Here is a 24,444-nt window from a genome sequence, read left to right as displayed (position 1 = left end):
GCCCATCTCACTTCCCGAGTCTTGCACTGGGGTGGGACATCTTCCGCGGTAGCGGGCTCGGCACGGCAGGTTGGTCACCGACCCGACTGCGCTGCCGCCGCGCGGCTGTCGAGTTGTGCCAGCGAGAGTGGGTGGCGCGGTGCGGAATCCAGGACGGTGGTCGATCGGACGCGCAGATGGTCGTCGACGTGGAGTAGTTCACCGGGTGCGATTGCTCGCCAGCACGGGTCCTCGTCGGTGCGTTCGCTGGCCACCACGACCGCGGGGAATTCGCGCAGGTGGCCGCTGCGGGTTCGGATTCCGGCTCGTCCGGCTTGGTCCAGGTGCCGATCGCCCTGTGGGCCGCCTGGTTCGCGTTCGAGGACGAACAGGCTGTGTGTATCGGGGTATCGGAGTGCCCACAGGTTTGTTGCCGTGGTGAGTACCAGGTTGAGGGCGTAGACGGGGAGTCGGTCCGCGATCCACCTGACCGCGTCGGTGATACCGGCGGTGACGTCGCCGTCGTGCTGATCGGTGCGCTTGGTGATCAGGGCGAAGAATCGTTCGGAATCGGTGTCGCCGTGTACCAGGTCGAGGTAGTCGCCGAGTTCGGAGTCCAGTTCGTCGAGACCGTGCAGCACACCGTTGTGGGCGAACAGGCGGCCACGTTGTTCGAACGGGTGGGTGTTGATGGGTTGCAAGCCGCCTGTGGTGGCGTAGCGGATGTGCGCGACGAACGTCATCGATTCTCGTTCGCGCGCCTCCCGAGCGAATTGGACGTCCTGGTACGCGGCGATCGGTTGTTTCTCCACCAGCGGGGCCCCGTCGGCGGTGAAGGTGCCGAGGCCGACGCCGTCGGGTTCACGTCTGCTCTGTATCGACAGACTGTCCGGCGCATCCAGTAACCAGAACGTGGCCCGCACGCGCCGCGGTGCGGCCGACAAACCGAACAAGCGACACATGGGACTCCTGCCTGGGCGTTGTCCGCGTGTGATGACTGTCCTGCGATCGTAGTCCCTGGTCAGCCGATGTTTGCGTTCCGGTCGCCGAGGCGTTTCGAGCGTATCGGGTTCGGCGTCGCAGTAGATGGTGTCGACGCCGAACCCTGGTCGGTTCAGCTTTTGGCGAGTGCTTCGCGACGAATCCACTCGAGCAAGGTGGGGTTGTCGGCCGTGGTGATGACGCCGATGGTGGTGCGGACGTAACGGTCGTCGTCCAGCAGGGCGAGCATGCTCGCGGCCAGGTCCGCGCGGGCGGTGAATCTGCCGTCGGCGTGGCCCTCGACGACGGTGTAGTCGGTGACCGACGGCAGGTGGTAGAGCCCGCTCGGGCGCACGATTGTCCAGTCCAGATCGGTGGCGCTGATCAGCGTTTCCATTCGCCGCATGTCGTCGTACAGGGACTTACCCGCCACCCGCGTCACATACGGCAGTAGTACGCGGTTGAACAGGAACCCGCCGTCGGAGTATGGATGGGGGTCGACTCCGCTCGAGCTGACGACGGCGATCCGACGCACCCGATGCCGTTCCATCGCGGCGACAATATTGGCCACACCGCGCGAATAGGTGCTGATCGGATCCTTACCGGCGGGCACCCCGAGCGTCGACAGCACCGCATTGCGCCCCGCCACGGCGGCGTCGACGGCACCCGGATCGAGCACATCTGCACCAACTATCTCGAGCCGATCATGGTGCAGCGGAAACGAATCCGGCTGCCGGGTGACCGCGGCGACCTCATATCCGGCGGCGAGTGCCTGGCCGGTGAGCAGGCGGCCGGTGGGACCGTTTGCTCCGAAGACTGTGATACGCATGATGATTCGCCCTTACGACACCAAAGCCGTGCGCAGCGGGGCGAGTGCCTGCGCCCAGGCGAGCAACTCATCGACCAGCCCGTGTACCGCCGCAACGTGCAACTCACGCGGCTGGAAGTCGGCGAAATTCACGAAGTCCTCGCGCAGCGTCAGCGCCACCTGCGGCCCGATATCGGCCATCCGCAGCACCCCCGCCTGCGCGCGCAGCTTCTGCACCGCCATGACCGCGCCATAGATGCCGTAGCCGACGTAGGCGACCGGCTTGCCGCCCCATTCCTTGTGCAGAAAATTGATGGCGTTGGTCAGGGAGGCGGGCGGGGCGGTGTTGTACTCGGGCGTCACGAAGATGAGGGCATCGCAGGAGCCGATGCACTCGGCCCATCGCCGGGTGTGCGGCTGTTGAGCCGGCGCCTGGCCCGCCGGGACGGGCTCGTCGAGTAGTGGCAGCTGGTAGTCCTGTAGGTCCACGAGCTCGAAATCCGCGGTGTCGCTTGCGTGTTCGGCTGCCTGTTGCTGGACCCATCGGGCCACGCGGTCGCCGATGCGGCCGGGACGGGTGCTGCCGACGATGATGCCGATCTTCATATTCGATTCTCCTGCTGATCAGAAACTGGAAACGCCCGCGCGAGCGGATGAGAACGCGCTATGGGTGGTCAATTCCTTGAGTGCGACCGCGGTGCGTCCGGCGAAGTAGGCGCGCCGGACCGTGTCGTCGGTGCGGGTGAACTGGGCTACCGCATCGATGATCTCAACGGTCAGTCGCTCCAGCCCGGCGCGTACCCGCCGATAGGCCCCACCCGAAAGGCCGCTGCCCACCGAGGAACCGATCAGCCGCACTCGCAGATCGGGTCTGGCCTCGGCGATTTCGGCGGCGGTCTCGATGCCGGTCGGACCACCCCCGATAACGGTGACATGGTCACCCGAGGTGAGTGCCGCCAGCGCCGCGCGAGCTTGCTGCGCGCCTTCCCATGTGCCCACCGGCACGGTTCCGGGGATGGGCGACACCGTGCTGCCCATGGCAAGGAAGGCGTAATCGAAGTCGATCCGCTCGCCGTCGTCGAGGGCGACGGTGCCGTCGCCGATCTTGTCGACGGTGCCTACCCGTGCCGTGATCCCTTCCCGCAGTACCTCCGCGAGAGGTGTTGCCGCCGAGTACGTTCCCGCGATCTGCTGGTGCAGCCGGACCCGCTCCACGAAGTCTGGGCGCGGGTTGATCACCGTGATCTCGGCATCCTTGACCTTCCTGGCCACTCGGTTCGCCACGAGCGTGCCCGAATAGCTGCTGCCCACTACGACGACCTGCATGTCAGCCTCCTGTCTTGGTAACTGGACGAACACAAGACGCTCGTGACCGCGGTCCTGTGACTCTCGCGCCTACGTGACGTGCGTCACCGATGTTGGGTGTCACAGAGTGGGCCGGACCGGCGTCTCGTGTGTATGGCACAGTCGAGAGCAATGAGTGACGCGGGCGAAGCCGACCGCCTGGACCCCGCCACCGAAGCGTTCCTCGCCCACCGCAAGCTGCTGTTCACTGTCGCCTACGAAATGCTCGGTTCGGCCGCCGACGCCGAAGACGTCCTGCAGGAAACCTGGCTGCGGTGGGCCGATGTCGACCTGACCACGGTGCAGGACCAGCGCGCCTACCTGGTCCGGATCACCACCCGCAAGGCACTCGACCGGCTGCGCACCCTCGACCGGCGCAAGGAGTCCTATGTGGGTCCCTGGCTGCCCGAGCCGTTGCTCACCGCCCCCGACGTGGCCGACGATGTCGAACTGGCCGACAGTGTCTCGATGGCAATGCTGCTCGTGCTCGAGACACTCGCCCCGACCGAGCGTGCGGTGTTCGTACTGCGCGAGGTATTCGACCTGGCCTACGACGAAATCGCCGAAGCCGTCGACAAAACCCCTGCCGCGGTCCGCCAGATCGCCCACCGCGCACGAGCACACGTCGCCGCGCGCCGACCCCGCGGAGTCATCTCCTCGGCCCAGACCCGCGACGCGCTCGCCGCCTTTCAACGCGCGGTGGAAACCGGCGATCTACAGGGCCTGCTCGAAATCCTCGCGCCCGATGTCGTCGCCCTCAACGACGGCGGCGGAATCAAACAGGCCCTCCCGCGCCCCATCGTCGGGGCCGAGCGAGTGGCTCGGCTGTTCGCCGCCTACTGGCACACAATCGGTGACGCGGCGACACTGCATCCCACACAGGTCAACGGCTACCCAGCGTTGATCATCCGGCTCAACGGCGAACTCGACACCGTCACTGCGGTGCGCATCGACAATGGCCTCATCAGCGGCATCTACTCCGTGCGCAATCCCCAGAAGCTGTCGCATATGCAACGCGAAACCTCGCTGCACCGTTGAGTCCGGAGCGATGCACTGTCGTACATCGCCTCCGGATTGGCGCTCGCGCTCGGGTCGGGTGCCGGTGTGTCCAACCAGCGCTCGAAATCCGCTCGTGTCATACGAATTCGGGTGGCCGGCGGTGCGGTCCAGCCTCCGGTCGACGACTCTCCCGGCGTCAAGGCAGTCGGTTCGGTGCCGATGCTTCGATCGCCTGTTTCATTTCCTTGATGCCGTACTCGGTGCGGATTCGGATTTCGGGGGCGAGGGTGTCGGGGAGGATGTCGGTTATCCAGATCAGGCGGCCGCGCTCACCTTCGTCTCGGACCTCGAAGGATGCGTGGTGGTAGTCCAAGGATGGCCTGGCGCCATTCACGACGGAGTAGGCCATTCGGCGGGTTTCGTCGTCGATGGAGATGATCAGTTCCCGGATTATGTGGCCGTCGGGAAATGTGAGGAAGCGGTCGACGCCCTGGATGCGTGTGTCGGCGACTCGGCCGGGGAGCAGGCGTGTGTGCACGGCCCCGACATCACGTACCACATCCCAAATGTGTTGTGGGGAAGCGTCGATGCCGATTTCGGTGCGGATGGTGGCCATGGGGTCGAGTCTTCCCCATCTCGGGGCGTGATCGACACACAGTGCTACGAGTCGCGGACCGATCGGGTCGGCCGTGCTAGGACTTCACCCGAAATCGCGCGCAAGAACAGCTCGGGCGCGAGCGTCGGCCAAGAGCAGACCCGCTTCTCGGCGCAGTCTGCCGAGTTCACGACATCGCTGGACAGAATCGGCCGCGCTCTCGAGTTCCTGGTCCAAGGAGCCGAGGGCGGATTGCAAGTCACCTACCGTCTCAACGGTCGTCCCTGTGCCCAGGTTTCTTGCTTCCTTGATGAGCTGGGCCAGTCGACCTTCCAGACTGAGCATTTCGCCTCCCGAGCGCGCACAGCTGCATGTTCGTCGGCGTCACCGAAGCCCGGTCTGCCGATCAAATTAACCGCATCTATTGAGCCGTTAAATAACGGTACATCAAATGATGGAATGATGAAAGGGGCTGGTATCACCCGGAATTCACTGTGCTGTCGGACAATGGGGCGGTTGGTGATCATTCCTCCGGTCCGATGGGAGCCAGCGTGGTGCACGATGACCGTCGGTTGATCGAGAACCGCCTCGGGCGGGTCCTCACAGAGCGGATCGTTCCGGCGATCTATCCGGAGTCGGTGCCGCTGCGGGCATCGATCTGGGTCGCGCCGGATGAACCGGTGCCGGTTGCCGAGGGATTGGCTGCGCCCCGGACGCCCATCGAATCCGGTGCCAGGTGGGGCGCGCCATGGGGGACCAGCTGGTTCACGGTCGAGGGCACGGTGCCTGCCGGGTGGGCGGGCGAAACCGTCGAGGCGATCATCGATCTCGGTTTCGACCGGAATATGACGGGCTTCCAGTGCGAAGGTCTGGTCTATCGGTCGGACGGATCGCCGGTGAAGGGGCTGCACCCGCGTAACCAGTGGGTGCGGGTGGCGTCCCAGGCGGTCGGTGGCGAGCAGGTGCTGTTGCACGTCGAGGCGGCTTCGAACCCGATCATCCCCTTCTTCGCGCCGAACGCTCTCGGTGACAAGCTCACTGCTGGTGACGAGCCGCAATACCGGCTGGGCCGAATGGATCTCGCGGTTTTCGACGACGAGGTCTGGCAGCTGGTGCAGGATCTGGAGGTTCTCGGCGAGCTGATGCACGAGATGCCCGAGGAACCTGCCCGCCGCTACGACATCGTGCGTGCGATCGAGCGTGCACTCGATGCCGTCGATCTACAGGATGTGAACGCTACCGCGACGGCGGCGCGCGAATGCCTGGTCGATGTGCTGGCCGAGCCCGCGGTACCGTCCGCGCACACGATTTCCGCGGTGGGGCACGCGCATATCGATACGGCGTGGCTGTGGCCGCTGCGCGAGACGGTGCGCAAGGTCGCGCGTACGACCGCGAATATGACCGCGTTGTTGGCCGACAAGCCCGAGTTCATCTATGCGATGTCGCAAGCCGCGCAGTTCGACTTCATCAAGCAGCACCGTCCCGAGGTCTACGAGCGGGTGAAGCGGGCGGTATCGGAGGGACGGTTCGTGCCGACCGGCGGTATGTGGGTCGAGGCGGATACGAATATGCCGGGTTCGGAAGCGATGGCGCGGCAGTTCGTGCACGGTAAGCGGTTCTTTCTGGCGGAATTCGGTGTCGAGAACGAAGAGGTGTGGCTGCCCGACACCTTCGGGTTCGCCGCCGGACTGCCGCAGATCGTCAAGGCGGCCGGATCGAAATGGCTACTGACACAAAAGATTTCGTGGAGTCAGACCAACCAGTTCCCACACCATACCTTCTTGTGGGAGGGGATCGACGGAACCCGGATCTTCACCCATTTTCCGCCGGTCGATACCTATAACTGCACGATGCACGGCCGTGAGATCGCCCATGCCGCACGGAATTTCAAGGAAAAGGGCCATGCGTCGATATCGCTCGCGCCGACCGGCTGGGGTGACGGTGGTGGCGGCACGACGCGGGAGATGATCGCGAAGGCCGCTCGGATGGCCGATCTCGAGGGTTCACCCAAAGTGGTGTGGGACTCCCCATCCGGCTTCTTCGCCAAGGCCGAGGCCGAGTACGACAACCCGCCGGTGTGGGTGGGGGAGTTGTATCTGGAGTTGCACCGTGGCACGTTGACCAGTCAGGCGAAGACCAAACAGGGCAACCGGCGCAGCGAGCACTTGCTGCGGGAGGCCGAGTTGTGGGCCGCAACCGCGGCGGTGCGGAAGAACTTCGAATATCCGTACGCGGCGTTGGACCGAATCTGGAAGATGGTGCTGCTGAACCAGTTTCACGACATTCTGCCCGGCTCGTCGATCGCATGGGTGCACCGTGAGGCGGAGCAGACCTATGCGGCGGTGGCCGAGGAGTTGACGGCGATTATCGAGCGGGCGCAATGGGTGCTCGGCGGTGCGCGGGTGGGACCGAATGTATTCAACCCGACGCCGCACACTTGGCGATCCGTTCCGGCCGGTGCGGCGGCTGCGGTGGATTCGGGTAGTCCGTGCTCGGCGACCGAGCGTGCGGGTGGCGGGTTCGTTCTCGACAACGGTCTGGTGCGGGTCGAAGTGGATGCGCGCGGGCTCGTCGTATCGCTGTTCGACCACGCGCATCAGCGTGAGACCCTGCCGCCGGGTTCGGCCGCGAATCTCCTACAGCTGCACCCGGATTTCCCGAACTCCTGGGACGCATGGGATGTCGATCTCTTCTACCGAAACCGAGTTACCGATCTCGTCGAAGCGGACCTCGTTGCGGCAGAGGATGATTCGAAGGAAGCAGCCGTGGTGCGCGTCGGCCGCTCGTTCGGGGCTTCAAGGGTGGAACAGACCCTGACACTGCCGGCGGGCGCGCGCTGTCTCGATATCGACACCACCGTCGACTGGTACGAGACCGAGAAGTTGCTCAAACTCGCCTTCCCCCTGGACATCCACGCCGACCGATATGCGTCCGAGACCCAGTTCGGGCACATGTTCCGGCCTACCCACACCAATACCAGTTGGGAGTACGCGAAGTTCGAGGCCTGCAATCACCGGTTCGTCCACTTCGCCGAGCCCGGATGGGGTGTAGCGCTCGTCAACGACTCCACCTACGGCCACGACGTCACCCGCACCGTTCGGGCCGATGGCGGAACGACGACGACACTGCGGTTTTCGCTGTTGCGGGCACCCCGATTTCCCGATCCGGAGACCGACCACGGTATCCACCACTTCCGGCACGCCCTGGTCCCCGGCGCTTCGATCGGGGACGCGGTGCGTGCGGGCTACCGCATCAACCTCGGCAACACGCGCTCGGGTGTCGCCGAACCCGTTGCGCCACTGTTCATTATCGACAATGACGCCGTGGTGACCAGCGCCGTCAAACTCGCGGACGACGGCAGCGGCGACGTCGTACTTCGCGTCTACGAGGCACATGGCGGCCGAGCCTCGGCGCTGGTGACCGCAGGGTTCGGTATCACCGGATTTCAGATCTGCGATCTGCTGGAACGACCGTTGCAGGGAGATACGTCCGCAACCCCGGAGGGTGCGGGAGTTCGCCTGCGGCTGCGGCCTTTCCAGCTCGTTACGCTCCGATTCGCCCGGTCCGCTGGGTGAGCAATGCGCCGATCGGTGTCAATACCGGGATGGCAGGTATTCCCGGTACAGCTTTTCGACGGCGGATGCGTACTCGGCAACTTTGTCCGCGATCGCATCTACTGACGTGGGATCCTTGTCCTTGATCACATCCGTGTGCTTGTCGGCGGCCTCGGACACCGCCGCCGCATAACACAGGATCCGGACGACGTCGCCCTCGTCCATATCTATGGCACCGATGAGTTCCGGGGTGACCGGCCCCAGTTCCGCCCCGGCGCTGGTGAACGCTGCCGGGGTGGTCACCGGTAGCTCCTCCTTTGCGCCGATGGTGACATTCTGGTTGATTACGCATCCGGTGAAAGTCCCGCTGTCGCCGATACATCCGAAGAACGGGTTGCTGAAGATGGCGGCATCGAGACAACCCGCGCCACCGATAACATTCTGACCGGTATTCGCGAGGAAATGCGTCTTGCCCGGGGTGGGCACCAAAACGTATTCGGTCTCGAAAAGGCTGATCGCCCGCGACAGCGCGGGCACGGCCGACACCCCCTTGCCGGACAGGGTCGAGATGTCGATTCGGCAGAGGTAGGGGGTCCGGTTGACGATATTGAGTACCTTCTTATCGCCACCGGTAGATGCGGCGACACCGATGAGCGCACCGATATTGCGGCAGAACGACGACGTGCGCACCCGCGGGTCGTCCTTCTTGTTTCCACCGCTGTGCTCCCCGATCAGCTCGATGATCGTCGCTATCGCGGTACCGGCCTGGATCGACACCAGTTCCGATGACGGCAGGCTGCTGAACCGCCAGATGTATTGGTGGTCGGTTTCGAAGTCCAGTGCGGTGAAATGGTGGAATTTCTTTTCGGCCGCGGATATCGACCACTGCTTGTGTGGGGACCACTGGTGTGCGAGCGGAGGCTTGTCCACTTGCAAGCGGATCTTCTGCAACCACTCTTTGTGTTCGAGGTCGGCCGGACTGAACTGTAGTGGCGCAACCACTGTTTGGGGTCGAGTCGTCATGGTCGGCTTTTGCCTGGCGTTCTGCTGGTTGCCACTCGTACTGGATTTGCCGGTGACGGTGACAGTTATAGTGCGCCGTTTCGGCTTTTTCGCCGTCGGAATGTCGATCTTGCTATTGGGATCCGGATCCTCCGGCGGTTTGGGACTGGCCATGGCAACCCCCGATCAACTGCGGTCGGCCATCATCGAGTGTATCTCCGGCCACCGGTCGATGATACGAAATATGCCGTGCGCGAGTAACTTTCGCGTGCCGCGCCCATTCTCTCGTCATTTTTGCCGGAATCCGGCACCCGCATCGCCATCATGACCGGTCCGAGACGATCTCCTCTGAGCATGGAGCCGAATCGGGCCGGCACGGGCGCACGGTGATCGTCTGACCAACATTGAGTACGGAGCTGAGCAGTTCGGTCGATGTCGAGGACGGTGGAAAGCCCGACAATGGTGCTGACCGGGGAGTAGGTAGGTTTCGCGCGATTCACCTGGGAAATTTGCGTAGTCCATTACCCGTGTCCGCGTGCACGAGTCGGCGCAAACTCGGAAGTAACACTCGGGGATGGTCGGGAGGAGGTGTTTACGTGCTCGGGTCTGGTGCCTCGGCACCCTCCGGCGGGCGGCTGGGACTACAGCGGCCCAGGTTGCTACGCCGGATGGCGGATGCCGATGTCGCGGTTGTCATCGCGGCTGCGGGTTCGGGGAAGACGCACCTGCTGCAGCAGCATGCCGCGGCCAGCGGCGATGGCGTGGCCTGGTATCGGGCCGATCCGGACGATATCGACGCCGAGCGCTTCGTGCGGCGGCTGCGAGCGGCCTCGGAGAACGGACCGCGCACGTTGATCGTGGATGATTTCCACTTCGTGGTCGGCGGGCCCGCCGAATCGGCCTTCGAACGGTTCGCACTGTCGGGTCCGGTGCCTGCGCGCGTAATACTCGGCTCCCGGGTGCGCCCCACCATCAATCTGATGCGCGCGGAAATCGGCCGGGTGACCGTACTCTCCGGTGACGATCTGCGCTTCCGTTGTTGGGAGGTCGAAGAGCTGTTCGCGGGCGTCTACGGCCATCGGCTGCCACCCGACGAGGCCGCGGCCCTGGCCCGGTTCACCGATGGCTGGGCGGCGGGGCTGCACCTGTTCCACCTCGGCACCCAAACCCTCGGTGCGGGGGCGCGGCGGGCGGCTATCCGGGCACTGAGCGGCAGGGCGCGGTATCTACAGGGCTATCTCGCGCGCACCGTACTCGGTGAGCTGCCCGCCGAATTATGTGAATTCCTGCGCCGCACACATGTTTTCGAGACGGTGACCGCCGAACGCTGTGATCGGCTGCTCGATCGCACCGATTCGGCGGCGCTGCTGGCCGAGTTGGAGCGGCGTCAGGCGCTGACCAGTTCGGACGACGACGGCCACAGTTTCCGCTACCACGAGGTGCTGCGCCAGCATCTGGCCTCGGCGCTGCGCGAAGAGCTCGGCGCGACCGAGGCGGCCCGGTGGTGCCGTACGGCCGCGACCCAACTCGAGGACGAGCACGCGTACCCGGAGGCGGCGCGGTTGTTCGCGCGCGCGGAACATTGGACCGAGGTGGCGAGACTGCTGAATACGCACGGGGCGCGGGTGGTCGGCGATACCCGGAGTCCGGTGTGGTGCGCGGGCCTGCCCGCATCGGTGGTCGAACAGGATCCTTGGCTGTCGTTGGCGACGGCCCGTCGGGAGGTAGCGGCCGGAAATCTGCGGCGGGGATCGCAGCGGTACCGGCACGCCGAGCGGCTGTTCTCCGAGCCCGATCTGCGCGATGCGGTCGCGCGGGAACGGCGGCTCGTCGATATCTGGCTCGATGCCGCGCCGCAGGTCGAGCTGCATTGGCTCGATCGGATCCGCGCCGCGTCGATGCGTCGCCCGCTGGACTATGTCGACGATGACACCGGTTGTGCCGGAACGGCTTTCGCGCACACTTGTGCCTTGATGCTGGCCGGTCATGTGCGGCGGGCCAATCAGCGAGCCCAGCTGTCGGCCCACGATGCGGCGGTTCCGATGCTCGAACTGTGGACACAGTTCGTCGGCACGATCGCGGCGATGCTCTGTGGTGAGCACGTAGGTATGCGAGTCGAGTTGCTCGCGGGGGAGGCCGAACGCGCGGGCGCGACCGCATTGCTGCGGCAGTGCCGGGCGTTGTCACAGCTCGGGGATTCGGAAGTCGCGGCGGAATGCGATGCCGCGGGCGATCACTGGGGAGCCGCGTTGGCGGCGGCGATCGCGGCGTATCGGGCGCTGCTGGCGGGCGAACCGTCGATGTCATTGTGGCGGGCGGTCATCGAGCGGTGCGTCCGGCTGCGCGCGGATACACCGAAGGCGTGGGCATCGGCGTTCGAGGCATTGGCGGCCGTGGCCGAAAATGCCGCCGATGCCGAAACCAGGGTGATCCGTGCCGAGGCCTTCGCGCGGACGACCGGCGTACCCGGTGCGCGCGCCATCGCCCTGCTTGCCAATGCCGTCCGGACCGGCACTGTCGCCGCCGCCCCATTCGCCGCCGCGCACGCGCTCGCCATGGAGATCGGGTTGCCATTTCCGCAGGCACTTGTCGGCCGCGGCACCGAGCCGGCCACGAATACCGTTGCGGCGCAGCAGAGCCCGGAGGCCGCGGTGCTACGGTTGCGCTGCCTCGGCGGCTTCATCGTCGAGGTCGACGGTATCGAATTGGATCCGCGGACCCTGCGGCCACGTGCCGCCGCGACCCTGCGCTACCTGTCGATGCGGGCCGGGCGGTGGGTGCATCGTGACGACCTGGTGGCAGCGCTGTGGCCCGATCTGCCCGAGGCGCAGGCCCGGCAGAGCCTGCAGGTGAGCGTATCGGCGGTACGGCGCTTCCTCGAACCCGATACCGGCCGCGGCAAATCGACGCTGCTGATGCGCCGTGGCGAGACGTATTCCCTTGTGCTGCGAGGCCGTAGCACCACCGACGTGGTCGCGTTCGAGACCGCGCTGGAGACGGGCCGGTCCGCGCTGCAGCTCGGCGACGAGGACCGGGCGCACAGCGCGCTGACGACGGCGCTGGCCGAATATCGCGGCGAACTGCTGCCCTCCGATGGTGCCGTCGAATGGGTGGTTGCCGAACGCGACCGGCTCCGAACTCAGGCGTCACTCGTCGGTGTCACCCTCGCCGAACTCGAGTTGTGCCGCGGTCGTGCCGCCGCCGCGATCGACGCATTGCGGCACAGCCTGGATATCGATCCGTACCTGGATCGCGCCTGGCGGCTGCTGATATCGGCCTACCAGCGTGCGGGCGATCTGGCCGCCGCGGAGCGAGCCCGGCGCGACTACGCGAAGATGCTCGCCGAGCTGGGTGTTCAATCCGCGAATCCGGTTACCGTGCTTGCCGGGCCAGCTCGAACGGCACGTGCGCCGGGCACATCGCCTCGACCGCGCGTGCGATCCGCTGCCGGGTAGGCGTGTTCCAGTGGTCGGCGGGTACCAGCACGACCAGGCGTGGCACCGTATCGCCGGGTGCGACGGTGTCGGGTGTGCGGGACCACCGTGCGCCGCCGCTTTCCACCACCTCCACCTCGCAGCCGACCACCCTGCGGATGTGCTCCTTCAATGCCGCGACACCGCCGCGCCGCGCGTGCACGCCGACTGCGGCCGCGACGACGGCACGCAGCCGATCCGTCGGCCACTGCTCGTCGGTGTCGGCATCGACCCAGCCCGCGAGCCAGGTCAGGAAGTCGGCGGGGGCGAGCGCGGGATCGACGTAGGTGTGCAGGGCGTCGAGGGTGAGGAAGACCGGGGCGAGGATCTCGTCCATCCCGTTCGTCCAGCGCTGGACGAACGGGTCGTCCAGGTAGATGCCCGGCAGGAACTCGCCGAGCGGATGCGCCGACGGCAGTCCCGCGACCGTACCCCTCATGACGTGACCTTGATCTGATGCTCGAACGAATACACCAAACCGTTGGACGGCAAGGTGATTCGCTGGGTGGCTTCACCGCGCGTTCCATTGATCGGATCGGCCGGGTACAACCGCAGGTCGTCGATCTGCTCGACGCCGTCGACACCCTGCAGTACCGCATACAGTTCCCCTGCTTGCACCGACCTGCCGAGTGGCCAACCCTGACCGCTCGGACCATCGGTCACCGGGTGCAGATAGCTGTTGAGCGCTCGGATCGCACTGGCGCGCACCCGAGCCGGATCGCTGGTCGCGCGTGCGCGCACCGCACCGACGACGGTCACCCCGCGATAGCGCGGTGGTTCGACGATCAGGCGGGCCCCGATCATCCGCCGCTCGTCCAAATACGCAACGACACGCTGCAGCAAGTCGTCGGATGGCTGGAGCCGTTCGAACGGGACGGTCGCCGTCTCGTCGCTGTCGACCTCGGGAACGATCAGCACCCGGACCACCGCCGCGTCCTGGCCCGTGCCCGCAAGGCAGTGGGCGCGGGCGACGCGCGGCGAGGAGGCCGCCGCGAGCAACTCGTAATCTCTTGTGGTGACGGCACGTTCGCGAGTGCGCAGCATCATCGGCGCGCGCAGTTTCGCATTCTCGACCGTCTCGCCGTCCACACCGCCGGTACCGGGCCGCCGGTTCTCGATGCGCGAAACGTAGGGCAGCGAGCTGCGCAGCGAACGGACGGTGCCGCGCGCCACATTGCCGCGACGCCCGCCACCGGTTCGGTAGAGCGGTACCCGGATCGGCGCACCCTTCGGCGGCACCGCACCGTAGTGGGTGACCGAGCCGTCCGGCTGACGGACGGCGGGTCCGAAGACGATGACACCCGCGGCGGCGTCGAGGGTGAAGTGCCGGTCATCGGGTCGGCTGTCGCCGAAGTGCTCGACCCGCGTCCACTGCTGCCAGCCATCGCCCGCGGCGACTTCGACGACGATGTTCTCGTCCGGCTCGGCGATGACGGGCCGCTGGTCGAGCGGAAACTCCTGTGCCGGAACACCTTCGGACATGCCGACGATCTCGTCGCGCACGATCTCGGCATAGCGGGCGTCGACAGTTCCACCGATGGTGAAGGCTGAGGCGGCGAACACCCGGGGGGCGGCGGTATACGGCGGTTGGCCGGGGCGCACCGGCACCACACGGCAGCGCAGCCAGCCCGCCGTACGCCGTTGGATCGGCGATGCCCGGTGCGTGGGCGGCACGTGCAGCACGATATCGCCGGGACGGTTGAGTCCGCCGGTGTCATCGCGTTCGAGTTCACAGCCGGCCCAGCGGCGTCCGTCCCATGCCTCCCACACCAGTGGTGGCTGCCGCGGATCGACGCCGACACCTTCGACGCGGCAGTCGAATCGCAGTACAACGGCGCACGAGGGCACCGGATTCGACAGCCCGACGTACATCGTGTCATCGGGTGCGGGAGTGGGGGAGAAGCAGGCGAATTGCGCTCCGGTGGTCAGCTCGTCGGTGCGGTCGATCACGGGCCCGCCTGCGGCTCCGGTCGCGATCGCGGTCAATGTACACGGCACGATCGGCAGGTCGGTGGTGGTCGCGAAGACGACGGGTTCGATTGTCTCGGTGCGCCATTGGTCGGGTCGGCTGGTGTCATCGCGATCAGTGGCGGTCTGTGTGCCGACGGGCACCAGCACGACCTCCTCGCGCGGCGCGGAGAGCCAGAAGGTGACCGGAACGGTGGCCGCCGCCGGTGGAAACAGTCGAATACCAAGGAGATCGAGGAATTTCAGGTAGAGCCGGTCCGGCACCCGGTTGAGCCGATAGAGCAGCTGGTCGACCACCATGGCGTAGGTCTCCAACAGGGTTACGCCGGGATCGGAGACGTTGTGATCGCTCCATTCCGGACAATGCTGCTGGACATAGCGTTTCGCGTCATCGACGAGGCCCTGGAAGCTGCGGTCGTCGAGGTTGGGTGCGGGCAGCGTCATGACAAACCACCCGACTGCTCCGCGTGCTGCGGGATGACGTAGAACGGGAACACCAGATTGCGCGGGTCGTTGCGGCCCCGAATGCTGTACCGGACATCGATATACAGCGTTCCGCTGTCCACATCATCGAAACGTACCTGCACGGTGTCGACGTCGATGCGCGGCTCCCACCGCTCCAGCGCGGCGCGCACCTCATAGATGATCTGTCCGGCGGTCGCGGCATCCGCCGGTGCGAATGCGAATTCATGGATGGCACAACCGAATTCGGGTCGCATCGGACGCTCACCCGGTGCGGTGCCCAGGATCAGCCGGATGCTCTCCTTGATTTCCTGGTCCGCGCCCACCAGCGCGATGGCGCCGGTGTAGTCGGTTCGCATGGGAAAGAACGCCCAGCCCGCGCCGATGAACTGTTCGGCCATGGTCATCCTCCGATCAGGACGGTCGGGCAGCCCATGACGATCGGTGCGCCACAGGCCGACAGATCGCCGACGCGGGCGGCGGGCATCCCGCCGATCAGCACCGTCGGACAGCCGGGACCTGCGATCGCCGACGGCGGATGGACGGCCGGCGGCGGAAACGAGCAGATATGCGGCGTGCCGACGGTGGCTGCGGGCATGCCGCCGATCAGCACCGTCGGCACGCCGGGGGGGCCGATCACGCCGGGGTGCGCGGTCGGATCCGCAACGCGAGCGGCGGGTGGCATATCGACCACTTCCTTTCCGTCAGTTGATCCGGACCATGGCCGCACGCACGGTCGCGGTCGCTCCGGCCGTCAATTCCGCACTGGCGCTGCCGTTTACGGATACGGTTGTGCCTCGTACCTCGATACCCGCGGTGCTGGAGACTTTTACCGGTCCGGCGCCACCGTCGAGGGTGATCCCGGACTTCGCCCCGAGCGAGATGTCATTGCCTGTGAGCTTCAGGGTCCCGGTGCCCGCGTCGACCGTCACGCCGTTGCGGGCCGAGATGGTGACCGTTCCGTCGCTGTGGACGGTGATCGTGGTCTGCTGCTGGTCCAGGTCGAGGGTGAGTTTCTGGTCGCCGGTCGCCACATGGACGCCCTGAGCGCCCGCCGCCTGTTCCCGGAATTCGACGCGGTGGCCGGTGCGGGAGACGATCGAGCGCCGATTCACCGCGCCGCTGGTGCGGTCCAACAGATCGCCCGCCCCGGTCGGGGGTGTGTCGACGCCGTTGTACAGGCCGCCGATGACGTACGGCCGTCTGAAGTCGCCGTGTTCGAACGCGACGAGTACTTCGTCGCCGACCTCGGGCAGGAATAGTGCGCCGCGTTCGTGGCCCGCTCCCTGCTGCACGGTCCGGGCCCATACGCTGACGAAGCCGTCGGCCAGCCACGGGAAGGTGATGCGGACTCTGGCCATATTCGCCGGATCGTTGTTATCGCTGACCTGTCCGATCACCACACCCGCGAAACCTGCGCGAGCCGAATGAGTCTGTGCCGCACCGCTGACCAGTCCGGCGAGTGTGCGATCACGCCGTCCGCTGACGATGACGCTGGTCGTATATCCGGTCTCCGGATCGAAAGTGTGCCGCGACGCCGTCACGGTGTACTTGCCCTCGAACGGTTTACCGGCATTGGCCAGTGCAACGGCCGTGCCCGCGCGCACCTTCGGGTTGCCCCGCAGCACCGCCTCCAATTCCGCGAATCCGCTCGCGACCTGTTCGGCCAGGGCCTTACAGGCGACGTCGACCTCACTCTGGGTGCCGTACGGTGCCTGCGCGCCAACGAGTTTCGGTGCCTTGAACAGGCTCGCGAGGTCGTCGGGTCGCACGCCGTTCTCGGCTGTCACGGTCTTCGCGGGGGCATCGGCGACGACGGCCTTCTTGCGCATCACATCCCAGCCGCGGACCTGCACACCGGGTACCTGGTCGGCCGAGGTGACAATGGCGCGCAGCCGCAACACATTTCGCCCCAGCTCCAGGACGAGCGGATCCTCGGTCGCCTTGGCCTCGGCGCGCGGCGCGGTGCCCGCCGTGGTGGGTTTGCCGAAGTCGAGTTTGCCGTCGGTGACCGCCACCTCGACGCCGCTATCGGCCGCGAGCTGGCGCAACAGCTCCCAGTCGCTGACATTGCCCTGCGAAATCTGTTCCAGCACAGGACCATCCGCGGCGATCTTGCCGATATCGACACCCGCGTCGCTCGCGATCCGGCGCGCGACATCCGCGGCCGACATGTGTTCGAAGCCGGTCACCCGCCGTCCGCGTTGCAACCGGTGCGATTTGTCGAGCCCGCGCACGGTGGTGAAGGTACCGGTGCCGTCGAACTCCTTCTCGATCGCGGTGACCTCGGCCGACAGCAGCGGCACCGGGGTGTTCGCCTCATTGGACGCGACGCCGAGTTCGACCGGCGCGCCGATTTTGATATTCGCCTTGTCCAGGACAATGTTCTGCGGGTCGCGGAAGCGCAGTACGAAAAGGTCTGGCGCGCTGCGGTTGTCGTCGACCATGCCGTGGGTGAGCAGTGCCGCGATATCGGCGGGCAGTGGTGTGCCCGCGATGCGGACGAGCAGCTGATTGGTGAAGTCCTGGGCGGGCATGGTTACCCCAGCTCTTCGGCGGCCGGGATGAGCAGTTCCGTACCGGGCCGCAACCGCATCGGATCATCGATATTGTTGGCCGTTGCGACGGCGCGCCAGCGGGTTGGATCGCCGTATTCGCGCCAGGCGATCGAGGCGAGGGTGTCGCCCGAGATGACGGTGTGCATCGTGCGTGCCGTCAGGCTGCCCGAGGTCGGATTCTGTTTGGGCTGATCGGCGGCGATCTCTTCGATCGTGACCGTCGCGGTGCCGCGGATCGGCAGACCGCCCGCGGTGAACAGGGTGTACTTCACCGCCACCGAACTCACATATGCCGTGAATCCGGTCAGCCCGCCCCAGTGGAAGATCACCCATGGCGGGCTCGACTTCTTCTTGTCATGGCTTTCGTCGGTGGGCACGCAGCAGGCGAACAGCCGCTCGACGGTGTCGACCACCTTGGTGTCCTGCTGTGGGCCCGCGTCGAGGAACATTTCGAGGGTGAGCTTTGCGGGGTCGGCGCCCTTGAACTCGGGCACGCAACTCTTCTTACTGCCTTTCTGCGCATCGCGATTCCACTTGGCGGACTTGGTAACCGACAGCTCCTTGGGGTTGAACTGGAAGTCGATCTGCCCGCGGCGCGGGCCGGGTTGTAGCGAACCCTTCTCAACCGGCGGATCGCGCACCTCGAGGAACGCATGCTCCAATTTCGGTCGGCCGCTACCGGATTGGGCAGAGCCCGCACTGCTGGCGGCGAAGGCGATCGGCGCGGGCATCTCAGGCCTTCCCCGGCTCGACGAAACCGTGGTGGGTGATCTCGATGGTCTCCACAGCAACCTTCGGTGATTCGGCGTTGAGCGAGGGCCCGGTCCAGCGCACCGGAATCACGCCGAGCAGACCCCACTGCGCGACCACGGTGCCGTCGGCGGTCATGGCCCGAATCTGGCCGGTTTTCGCCCGCACACCCGTTGCGACGCTGCCGAACCACGCGGCCACCTTGGCCGTATCCGGGGTGACCGGACGGCTGAGTTTGATGGTGGAGAACTTGATTCGAGTGGGCAGCTGCCAGACGTAGCCGTTATTGCCGCCCTCCTCGCGCTGCTCCATCACCACTTCGCAGCCGAGGCCCTCGCAACTGTTGAATGCGCCGAGGCTCATATTGTCGATCGTCACGACGAAGCAGACGCTGACCGCGGGGTCGAGATCGGTTGGCATGATGGTCTCCTCGGGTGATCAGAGGGTGAGGTCGAGGGCCGTGCCCGCGCGCTCGCGATCGAGGCGCAGTTCGGCCTTGAGTTTGCGGACGATCGGGTCGTACAGGCGAGCGACGAGTGCGTCGATGTCGGTGGGGGAGGTTCCGGTGGGAGTTCCGTGGGCGGCAGTCGCGTCGGCGGATATGGGCGCGGCGTCGGTCGACGCGTTGCCGGACGGATCAGTGGTGGTCGCCGTGTCGGGGAGGCGGGCCACAGTGGGTTCGGCATGTTCTGTGGTTTTCGGTGGTTCGGGAGTGGCGTTTTGCGCGAATGCGGCGGCGATGTCTGCGGCGGGTGGCGCCGCTCGGACCGCAACGCGCTGCAGTTGCATCGGGGACCACACCGGCGCATCCGGGACGTGGTCGGCAGTACGTGCACTGAGGGGATCTGCCGCGGACGCCGTTGTGGTCGCGGCGTGGGAGAAACCGGTCGAACTGCCGATATCGATGATGCGTTGAAGGCTGGCCGGGATCGCGGTGCGTGACGGTTCCGGTGAACCGGGGCGCGGGCGGGACATGACGGTGCTCGGTTCCGATATGGGTCCGTTCGTCGCGGGCAGGCGCTGTGCCGTGGCCGGTGCCCGGAGGGCGGTATTCGTCCATCCCGCCGGCTGCCATCCCGCTGAGCGCTGCACGATCGTGGGCGGTGTGAACAGGCCGACTGTTCCAACAACGCGGGTGACAACGCCCGGTGCCGTACTCGAGGGTTCGGTGGGTGGGGGCTCCGATGCGGAATGGATCATCGGAGGCAGGTGCGCTGGGGTCGGCGAGTTCGTCTCGAACTCCGCAGAGCCGCTGCAGTATTCGGGCACGACCGGATCGGTTGCCGTGCGCTGCACCGATGTTTCGGCGCGAAGTGAATGCGGACCTGACGGGGTGTGCGTAACCGGCTGTCCAGTTCGGCGTTGCAGGGTGCGCGTCGCTAGTGATGGTGCGGCGAAGGACGGCGGCGCTGTGGCCGTAAATGATTGGGCCGCAGCCGATTCTGATGGTGCGGCCGGGTTTGCCACCGAGTCCGGCACGATGCCGAGTTCGCGCGGAAACCCGGGCCGGTTGGCGGATTCGGGTATGGCCCCATGGCCTGTGGCGGCCGCGGGCCAATGGGTGGATTCGGATGCGATTCCGGGGCGCGGGGTGTCGGGAGATATCGCAGGCAGCGGACCATCGACGGAGATCGCTGTGTCGATTGCTCCGATGGTCGGCGCTGTTCGGCCGGAGATCGGCACCAATTCTTCAGAGATCGGCGTTGGCTGCTCAGGGGTGGGTATTGGTGACTCGGAGGTCGGCACGGGCTGCTCGACGGTGGGTATCGGCGGCCCGGAGGTCGGCACCGACCGCTCGAGGGTCGGCATCGCGTGCTCAGATGTCGACACTGATTCCCCAGAAGAATCTGGAGCCCAACCGACTTCGGAGTAATCGTCATACGATTCCGCACGCTGAAGGGGCAAAGGCGTGCTCATCGCCTGAGGCGTCGGCGGCAGGACCGGTTCCGTTCGTGCGTCGGCCGATCGTTCGACCGCGCGATGGATCACGTCGTGTGTGCCCTCGACGTAGCTCCGCTGAATGCCGGGCAGCTCCGCAGACGGGGGGTACGCGCGGCCCGAATCGCCTTCGGCAAGGGATCGTTGAACGAAAGGCGGCGTCGAATGCGTCGGTTCGTTGGTCTCCGGCAGGGGAGCGCCGAGCCCGAACCGCCGTGGCCGCAGGGACGAGATCGAGCGCTGCACCGGCATCGTTGAATCGGGATGCGGCGGAACGGGGTCGGGCGGCGTGTCCTTTGTCGCGGCGGGGTCGTCGGCTCGGCTCTCCGGCGCGTCACCGCTCCCATTCGGTGGCAATGGCCCGCACTGATCCGAATCATATTGTGCGACTGAAAGATCGATTGCCGGTGCGGAGTCCTGCGAAAGTGACGCTACTGATTCCGGTGTCGACGATGCCGGGGTCGGCACGATCGGAACCGGACGAATCTCCGGTTCGAACACGCGCCCGGCCGATACGAACTCGTTGCCAGGCTGTCCGAGGCGGGCGAGGACCACCGGACCTGCAGACCCCGCCGGACCGGCGGAACCCACCGGACGTGCCGAGTCCGCCGGACCCGCCGAGCCCACCGGATCAGTGGACCCCGCCGGTGCCGCGAACTCGCGCTGCATCACCGCCGGCCGGTGCTCAGTCGCGACACCTGACCTGGCCGAGTGACGTTGCACGGCAACCGGATTGCTATCGAGGCCCGCCACGAACCCGGACGGCGCCTCGGCATCGACCGCATGCACGACCGGACCCCGAAAGGACGGATCCCGATGCGAGACCAGCTCATCCGCGAACCGCGCCGGGCCACTGATCAGCGATGGCGCCGCAACAACCCGTTGCACGGGCGGCATCGCAGGCCAATCACGAACCCGCACAGCATGTTCCGACTCAGGCACCGAATCGGTACGCCGCCACGGCAACAGCTGGTCCAACCACCCCATCGCTGATCACCTCCCTCGGGCTCTGGTATTGATGCGGTCGATCTCATCGGCGAAGCGCCGCCGATCCGGATGCTCCAGGTCGAGGATTTCGGCGAGCGGCCAATGGAAGTGGTAGGCGACGTACGAGATCTCCTGGAGCAACGAATCGACCCCGTACGTCGCTATTCCCCCACGCGGCTGCCCGCGAGGTCGATGGTGAATTCGTGTGCGCACTCCGGGCAGGTGACCCCAGCCCTGCTGTGGCCCTCGGCATTGATCCGCTGGTACAGATCCTGCAGAAAGGCCAGGTCGGATGCGAACAGATCCTCGACGATGCCCGCGTGGATATCGGTGAGGGTGCCCAGTCGGGTGATCACCCGCGCGATCAGCACGACCGAAAGATACGCCGGATTCTCCCGGACCCGATCGTCGCGCAGGGGCACCAATTCGTCACGCGCGGTGGCCAATCGCATGGTGCCGCTGCGGTGCACAGTCCCCGACGGGTCGAGGTAGCCGCGCGGCAGCACGAACGGAAACTCCGTCCGCATTACCGGCTCGGGCGCCGACTCGACCCGCGTATCCACCGCTACCGCGCCGAGTCGGTCGACCCCACTGTGCACGCGGCGCATTACTCGACCTCGAGATTCTCGTAGGTGATGACCAATTTCTCGGTGAGCACGCTGGTATCGCCCGCCTTCAAGGAACCGATTTCCAGCGACTTCGGCCAGGCATTGGTCAGCTTGTAGCGCTTCATCGCTTGACCCTCGTAGTCGTAGACGATGATGGCCCCGCCCTTGCGCGCGGCACCCATCTTGCCGAATCGCGAATCCTTGACCCACTTTTCGAAGCTGTTGTCACCGGTGAGGCCGCGCGTCAAGGTGACTTCGCCTGCCTTGTACCGTCCGGGCAGCTTCTTGATGACGTACTTGCCGTCGGCGGTGTTCTGCTTGAGTTCGATGACGTCCTGTTCGAGTTTGAGACCCGACACCTCCGAAATCTGTTTGATCACAACACCGTCGATCTCCAAACCGAAGGAGTGGCCGACCGACGTGTCGAGGTCTGGGAGCGCCATGATGTCCTACTTTCTCTGGGTGGTCATTCGTTGACGAGGCTGGTGCCGCCGGAGATCTGGGCGAGGCGGAAGACCACGAATTCGGCGGGTTTGACCGGGGCGACACCGATTTCGCAGACGACCTGGCCGACATCGATGGCCTCGGCCGGATTGGTTTCGCGGTCGCATTTGACGTAGAACGCCTCGTCGGGGGTGAGGCCGAACAGGGCGCCCTTACGCCATTCGTTCACCAGGAAGGCACTGATCGTGCGCCGGATCCGCGCCCACAGCGCGTCGTCATTGGGTTCGAACACCACCCACTGGGTGCCGTTCAGGATGGATTCCTCCATGTAGTTGAACAGCCGCCGGACATTCAGGTACCGCCAGGCCGGATCCGAGGACAGCGTGCGTGCACCCCATACGCGGATCCCGCGTCCCGGGAAAGTGCGAATACAGTTGATGCCCAATGGATTCAGCAGATCGTGTTCGGGCTTGGTCAGTTGCACCCCGAGAGTGAGCGCACCGCGGACGACCTCGTTGGCCGGAGCCTTGTGCACACCGCGAGACTCGTCGTTGCGGGCCCAGATCCCGGCGATATGACCGCTGGGCGGGACGAAGCGTCCGGTGCCCGCGGCAGGGTCGAATACCTTGATCCACGGGTAGTACAGAGCCGCGTATTTCGAGTCGTACCCGGCCTTTTCGATCCGCCACTCCTTGACCTGTTGCGGACCGAGCGCAGGCGGCGGATCCAGGATCGCCACCCGATCACCCATCAATTCGCAGTGCGCGATCATCGCGAGCTGCACGGCCTGTACCGATTCGAGATCGATCGCGCCCCGCTCGTAGGCGCTCATGAGGTCGGGCACCGCGACCATCGTCACCTCGTCGATCGCCTCCAGCCCCGAGAAGCCGGTGCGATCGGCAACATCACCCACATAATCCTCGGCACAGACGCGGTCCGGAGTCGGCTTCGGTGCCGGCGGCACCGCCAGGGTCACGCTGCCGAAGTCCGGACGGGCCAGTGCGCCACCGGAACTCAGCTCCTCGATAGAGATGAGCTTCGACTGTGCCCGCACGGCCGTCACCACATTGTCCTTACCGCGTTTGGTGGTGACCGGACCGATCGTTTCCTCTAACTTCGGGCCCCGCTTGACGATGATCGTGAACTGATCCTCCGGCGCACCGTCACCCGCCGCGGCAACCTCGACGGTGATATCGGGCTTCACATTGCCCGGATCCAGCGCCGCAACCCGATACCCGCCCAGCACCGCCTGACGCGTACCGGCGGGAATTTCCTTGTCCCCCTTGCTATTCCCGTTGCCATCCACGCCGACTCGGATCACATAGCAGGCGCCGCCGCCATTGCCGAAAAACCCGTACACCGCATGCGCCAGATAGCTCCCATCGATGAAATCACCGAACTGCTGACTGAACTGGCTCCAATTGGTGATGAACGTCGGCTCGTTGAACGGCCCACGCTCGGCGAACCCGACGAAGGCCGCCACCGCCGTACCGACACCCTCGATCGGTCGCGACCCGGCCTCCACCTCCTCGACATACACGCCAGGCGACAGATAGGTGGGCATTGGGCCTCCTCATTCCGAGGTGAACTGTTCCCACCTAGCGTCGTACGACGATCGCTCCCGCAGTACGCCCGCACGGCGAGCCGATGGGGAACGGGAAGCTGCCCCATCGTGCAGTCGGATGCAGAGAGCGGGACGTCCAATTGCTTTCGATGACCGTCTTCGGCGTCGGAGATGTCGTCTGCTCCGGAGGCAGGTATGGGCGGGTTGTCGGAGTCTTCGAGTGGTCGAAAGGGTCCGGCGCCCTGGCGGTCCGGCTCGATCCAGTCGGGTATGTCAGGGAGTGTTCGCGGTACTAGTGTGTCGTTTGCCACCGCTGTGGGAACACCGCGTTGCCAGTCGTAAGACCACCGACAGCAGGCGATCCGCTGGGAGAACATGTTCCAGATTCGTTATGCCGACCGATCATGGCGACGGCAAACTAAACGTCCGG

21 protein-coding genes are annotated in these 24,444 nt (G+C 65.8%); 3 read left to right on the top strand and 18 right to left on the bottom strand.

Annotation, left to right across the window (positions count from 1 at the left end):
* Nucleotides 1-74: 74 nt before the first annotated feature.
* The 4 genes from ON44_RS38060 to ON44_RS38045 form a co-directional block, all read right to left on the bottom strand.
* Complete coding sequence (locus ON44_RS38060; protein ID WP_040699526.1) at nt 75-941, bottom strand: class II glutamine amidotransferase; 867 nt, start codon at nt 939-941, stop codon at nt 75-77.
* A gap of 152 nt (nt 942-1,093) precedes the next feature.
* A complete protein-coding gene (locus ON44_RS38055; protein WP_040699524.1) occupies nt 1,094-1,789 on the bottom strand; it encodes an NAD(P)-dependent oxidoreductase in 696 nt (231 codons plus the stop codon).
* Between the two features lie 12 nt (nt 1,790-1,801).
* Entirely contained in the window at nt 1,802-2,374 is a 573-nt protein-coding gene (locus ON44_RS38050; RefSeq protein ID WP_040699522.1) for an NADPH-dependent FMN reductase, read from the bottom strand.
* Nucleotides 2,375-2,392: 18 nt separating this feature from the next.
* Complete coding sequence (locus ON44_RS38045; RefSeq protein ID WP_051182949.1) at nt 2,393-3,094, bottom strand: FAD-dependent oxidoreductase; 702 nt, start codon at nt 3,092-3,094, stop codon at nt 2,393-2,395.
* 150 nt (nt 3,095-3,244) lie between these two features.
* On the opposite strand from ON44_RS38045, the gene ON44_RS38040 reads away from it, so the two are divergent.
* The gene (locus ON44_RS38040; RefSeq protein ID WP_040699521.1) at nt 3,245-4,150 is read left to right on the top strand and encodes an RNA polymerase sigma-70 factor; all 906 of its coding nucleotides are present in this window, start codon (nt 3,245-3,247) and stop codon (nt 4,148-4,150) included.
* 157 nt (nt 4,151-4,307) lie between these two features.
* On the opposite strand, the gene ON44_RS38035 is transcribed toward ON44_RS38040, so the two are convergent.
* Nucleotides 4,308-4,727, bottom strand: a complete 420-nt coding sequence (locus tag ON44_RS38035) for an SRPBCC family protein (protein WP_040699520.1) — start codon at nt 4,725-4,727, stop codon at nt 4,308-4,310.
* 533 nt (nt 4,728-5,260) lie between these two features.
* Between ON44_RS38035 and ON44_RS38025 the strand changes: the two genes are divergently transcribed.
* A complete protein-coding gene (locus tag ON44_RS38025; RefSeq protein ID WP_040699558.1) occupies nt 5,261-8,281 on the top strand; it encodes an alpha-mannosidase in 3,021 nt (1,006 codons plus the stop codon).
* Between the two features lie 18 nt (nt 8,282-8,299).
* Here ON44_RS38025 and ON44_RS38020 read toward each other — a convergent pair whose 3' ends face one another.
* Nucleotides 8,300-9,436 (bottom strand): hypothetical protein, encoded by a 1,137-nt coding sequence (locus ON44_RS38020; RefSeq protein WP_040699516.1) that lies wholly within the window; start codon nt 9,434-9,436, stop codon nt 8,300-8,302.
* A gap of 422 nt (nt 9,437-9,858) precedes the next feature.
* Here ON44_RS38020 and ON44_RS47460 point away from each other — a divergent pair, with 422 nt between their 5' ends.
* Nucleotides 9,859-12,717 carry an AfsR/SARP family transcriptional regulator gene (locus ON44_RS47460; RefSeq protein WP_157187511.1) on the top strand — a complete coding sequence of 953 codons (2,859 nt, stop codon included), beginning with the start codon at nt 9,859-9,861 and terminating at the stop codon, nt 12,715-12,717.
* Here ON44_RS47460 and ON44_RS38010 read toward each other — a convergent pair.
* The 12 genes from ON44_RS38010 to ON44_RS37955 form a co-directional block, all read right to left on the bottom strand.
* Nucleotides 12,635-13,174 (bottom strand): phage tail protein I, encoded by a 540-nt coding sequence (locus ON44_RS38010; protein WP_040699514.1) that lies wholly within the window; start codon nt 13,172-13,174, stop codon nt 12,635-12,637. The two genes, ON44_RS47460 and ON44_RS38010, sit on opposite strands and share 83 nt — an antisense overlap.
* Nucleotides 13,171-15,147 (bottom strand): putative baseplate assembly protein, encoded by a 1,977-nt coding sequence (locus tag ON44_RS38005; protein ID WP_040699513.1) that lies wholly within the window; start codon nt 15,145-15,147, stop codon nt 13,171-13,173. The genes ON44_RS38010 and ON44_RS38005 overlap by 4 nt, the downstream gene beginning before the upstream one ends.
* A complete protein-coding gene (locus ON44_RS38000; RefSeq protein ID WP_040699556.1) occupies nt 15,144-15,566 on the bottom strand; it encodes a GPW/gp25 family protein in 423 nt (140 codons plus the stop codon). The genes ON44_RS38005 and ON44_RS38000 overlap by 4 nt, the downstream gene beginning before the upstream one ends.
* A 2-nt stretch (nt 15,567-15,568) precedes the next feature.
* Entirely contained in the window at nt 15,569-15,850 is a 282-nt protein-coding gene (locus tag ON44_RS37995; protein WP_040699555.1) for a PAAR domain-containing protein, read from the bottom strand.
* A 19-nt stretch (nt 15,851-15,869) separates the two neighbouring features.
* Nucleotides 15,870-17,702 carry a VgrG-related protein gene (locus ON44_RS37990; protein WP_051182943.1) on the bottom strand — a complete coding sequence of 611 codons (1,833 nt, stop codon included), beginning with the start codon at nt 17,700-17,702 and terminating at the stop codon, nt 15,870-15,872.
* Between the two features lie 2 nt (nt 17,703-17,704).
* Nucleotides 17,705-18,454 carry a CIS tube protein gene (locus ON44_RS37985; RefSeq protein ID WP_040699511.1) on the bottom strand — a complete coding sequence of 250 codons (750 nt, stop codon included), beginning with the start codon at nt 18,452-18,454 and terminating at the stop codon, nt 17,705-17,707.
* A gap of 1 nt (nt 18,455) precedes the next feature.
* Nucleotides 18,456-18,893, bottom strand: coding sequence for a phage tail protein (locus tag ON44_RS37980; protein WP_040699509.1), 438 nt, complete (start codon nt 18,891-18,893; stop codon nt 18,456-18,458).
* Between the two features lie 18 nt (nt 18,894-18,911).
* Nucleotides 18,912-19,448, bottom strand: a complete 537-nt coding sequence (locus tag ON44_RS50995; RefSeq protein WP_157187510.1) for a hypothetical protein — start codon at nt 19,446-19,448, stop codon at nt 18,912-18,914.
* A 1,956-nt stretch (nt 19,449-21,404) separates the two neighbouring features.
* Nucleotides 21,405-21,611 (bottom strand): DUF6760 family protein, encoded by a 207-nt coding sequence (locus ON44_RS53595; RefSeq protein WP_040699504.1) that lies wholly within the window; start codon nt 21,609-21,611, stop codon nt 21,405-21,407.
* Nucleotides 21,560-22,006 (bottom strand): hypothetical protein, encoded by a 447-nt coding sequence (locus ON44_RS37965; RefSeq protein ID WP_040699503.1) that lies wholly within the window; start codon nt 22,004-22,006, stop codon nt 21,560-21,562. The genes ON44_RS53595 and ON44_RS37965 overlap by 52 nt, the downstream gene beginning before the upstream one ends.
* On the bottom strand, nt 22,006-22,449 hold the full coding sequence (locus ON44_RS37960; protein WP_040699500.1) for a phage tail protein: 444 nt from the start codon (nt 22,447-22,449) through the stop codon (nt 22,006-22,008). Before ON44_RS37960 ends, ON44_RS37965 begins: the two co-directional genes overlap by 1 nt.
* Before the next feature lie 23 nt (nt 22,450-22,472).
* A complete protein-coding gene (locus ON44_RS37955; RefSeq protein ID WP_040699498.1) occupies nt 22,473-24,014 on the bottom strand; it encodes a phage tail sheath family protein in 1,542 nt (513 codons plus the stop codon).
* Between the last annotated feature and the right edge of the window lie 430 nt (nt 24,015-24,444).

It is taken from the genome of Nocardia vinacea NBRC 16497, assembly GCF_000308835.1.
Classification (GTDB): domain Bacteria; phylum Actinomycetota; class Actinomycetes; order Mycobacteriales; family Mycobacteriaceae; genus Nocardia; species Nocardia vinacea.
This window is presented reverse-complemented; position numbering and strand designations above follow the sequence as displayed.

Bases quoted from the DNA above. Each gene is read 5' to 3' on its own strand.
- ON44_RS38050 (WP_040699522.1), bottom strand. From the start codon at position 2,374: ATGAAGATCGGCATCATCGTCGGCAGCACCCGTCCCGGCCGCATCGGC.
- ON44_RS38045 (WP_051182949.1), bottom strand. From the start codon at position 3,094: ATGCAGGTCGTCGTAGTGGGCAGCAGCTATTCGGGCACGCTCGTGGCG.
- ON44_RS38055 (WP_040699524.1), bottom strand. From the start codon at position 1,789: ATGCGTATCACAGTCTTCGGAGCAAACGGTCCCACCGGCCGCCTGCTC.
- ON44_RS37985 (WP_040699511.1), bottom strand. From the start codon at position 18,454: ATGCCCGCGCCGATCGCCTTCGCCGCCAGCAGTGCGGGCTCTGCCCAA.
- ON44_RS38005 (WP_040699513.1), bottom strand. From the start codon at position 15,147: ATGACGCTGCCCGCACCCAACCTCGACGACCGCAGCTTCCAGGGCCTC.
- ON44_RS38020 (WP_040699516.1), bottom strand. From the start codon at position 9,436: ATGGCCAGTCCCAAACCGCCGGAGGATCCGGATCCCAATAGCAAGATC.
- ON44_RS37990 (WP_051182943.1), bottom strand. From the start codon at position 17,702: ATGCCCGCCCAGGACTTCACCAATCAGCTGCTCGTCCGCATCGCGGGC.
- ON44_RS50995 (WP_157187510.1), bottom strand. From the start codon at position 19,448: ATGTCCCGCCCGCGCCCCGGTTCACCGGAACCGTCACGCACCGCGATC.
- ON44_RS38035 (WP_040699520.1), bottom strand. From the start codon at position 4,727: ATGGCCACCATCCGCACCGAAATCGGCATCGACGCTTCCCCACAACAC.
- ON44_RS37995 (WP_040699555.1), bottom strand. From the start codon at position 15,850: ATGCCACCCGCCGCTCGCGTTGCGGATCCGACCGCGCACCCCGGCGTG.
- ON44_RS38040 (WP_040699521.1), top strand. From the start codon at position 3,245: ATGAGTGACGCGGGCGAAGCCGACCGCCTGGACCCCGCCACCGAAGCG.
- ON44_RS37955 (WP_040699498.1), bottom strand. From the start codon at position 24,014: ATGCCCACCTATCTGTCGCCTGGCGTGTATGTCGAGGAGGTGGAGGCC.
- ON44_RS37960 (WP_040699500.1), bottom strand. From the start codon at position 22,449: ATGGCGCTCCCAGACCTCGACACGTCGGTCGGCCACTCCTTCGGTTTG.
- ON44_RS38010 (WP_040699514.1), bottom strand. From the start codon at position 13,174: ATGAGGGGTACGGTCGCGGGACTGCCGTCGGCGCATCCGCTCGGCGAG.
- ON44_RS37965 (WP_040699503.1), bottom strand. From the start codon at position 22,006: ATGCGCCGCGTGCACAGTGGGGTCGACCGACTCGGCGCGGTAGCGGTG.
- ON44_RS38000 (WP_040699556.1), bottom strand. From the start codon at position 15,566: ATGGCCGAACAGTTCATCGGCGCGGGCTGGGCGTTCTTTCCCATGCGA.
- ON44_RS38060 (WP_040699526.1), bottom strand. From the start codon at position 941: ATGTGTCGCTTGTTCGGTTTGTCGGCCGCACCGCGGCGCGTGCGGGCC.
- ON44_RS37980 (WP_040699509.1), bottom strand. From the start codon at position 18,893: ATGCCAACCGATCTCGACCCCGCGGTCAGCGTCTGCTTCGTCGTGACG.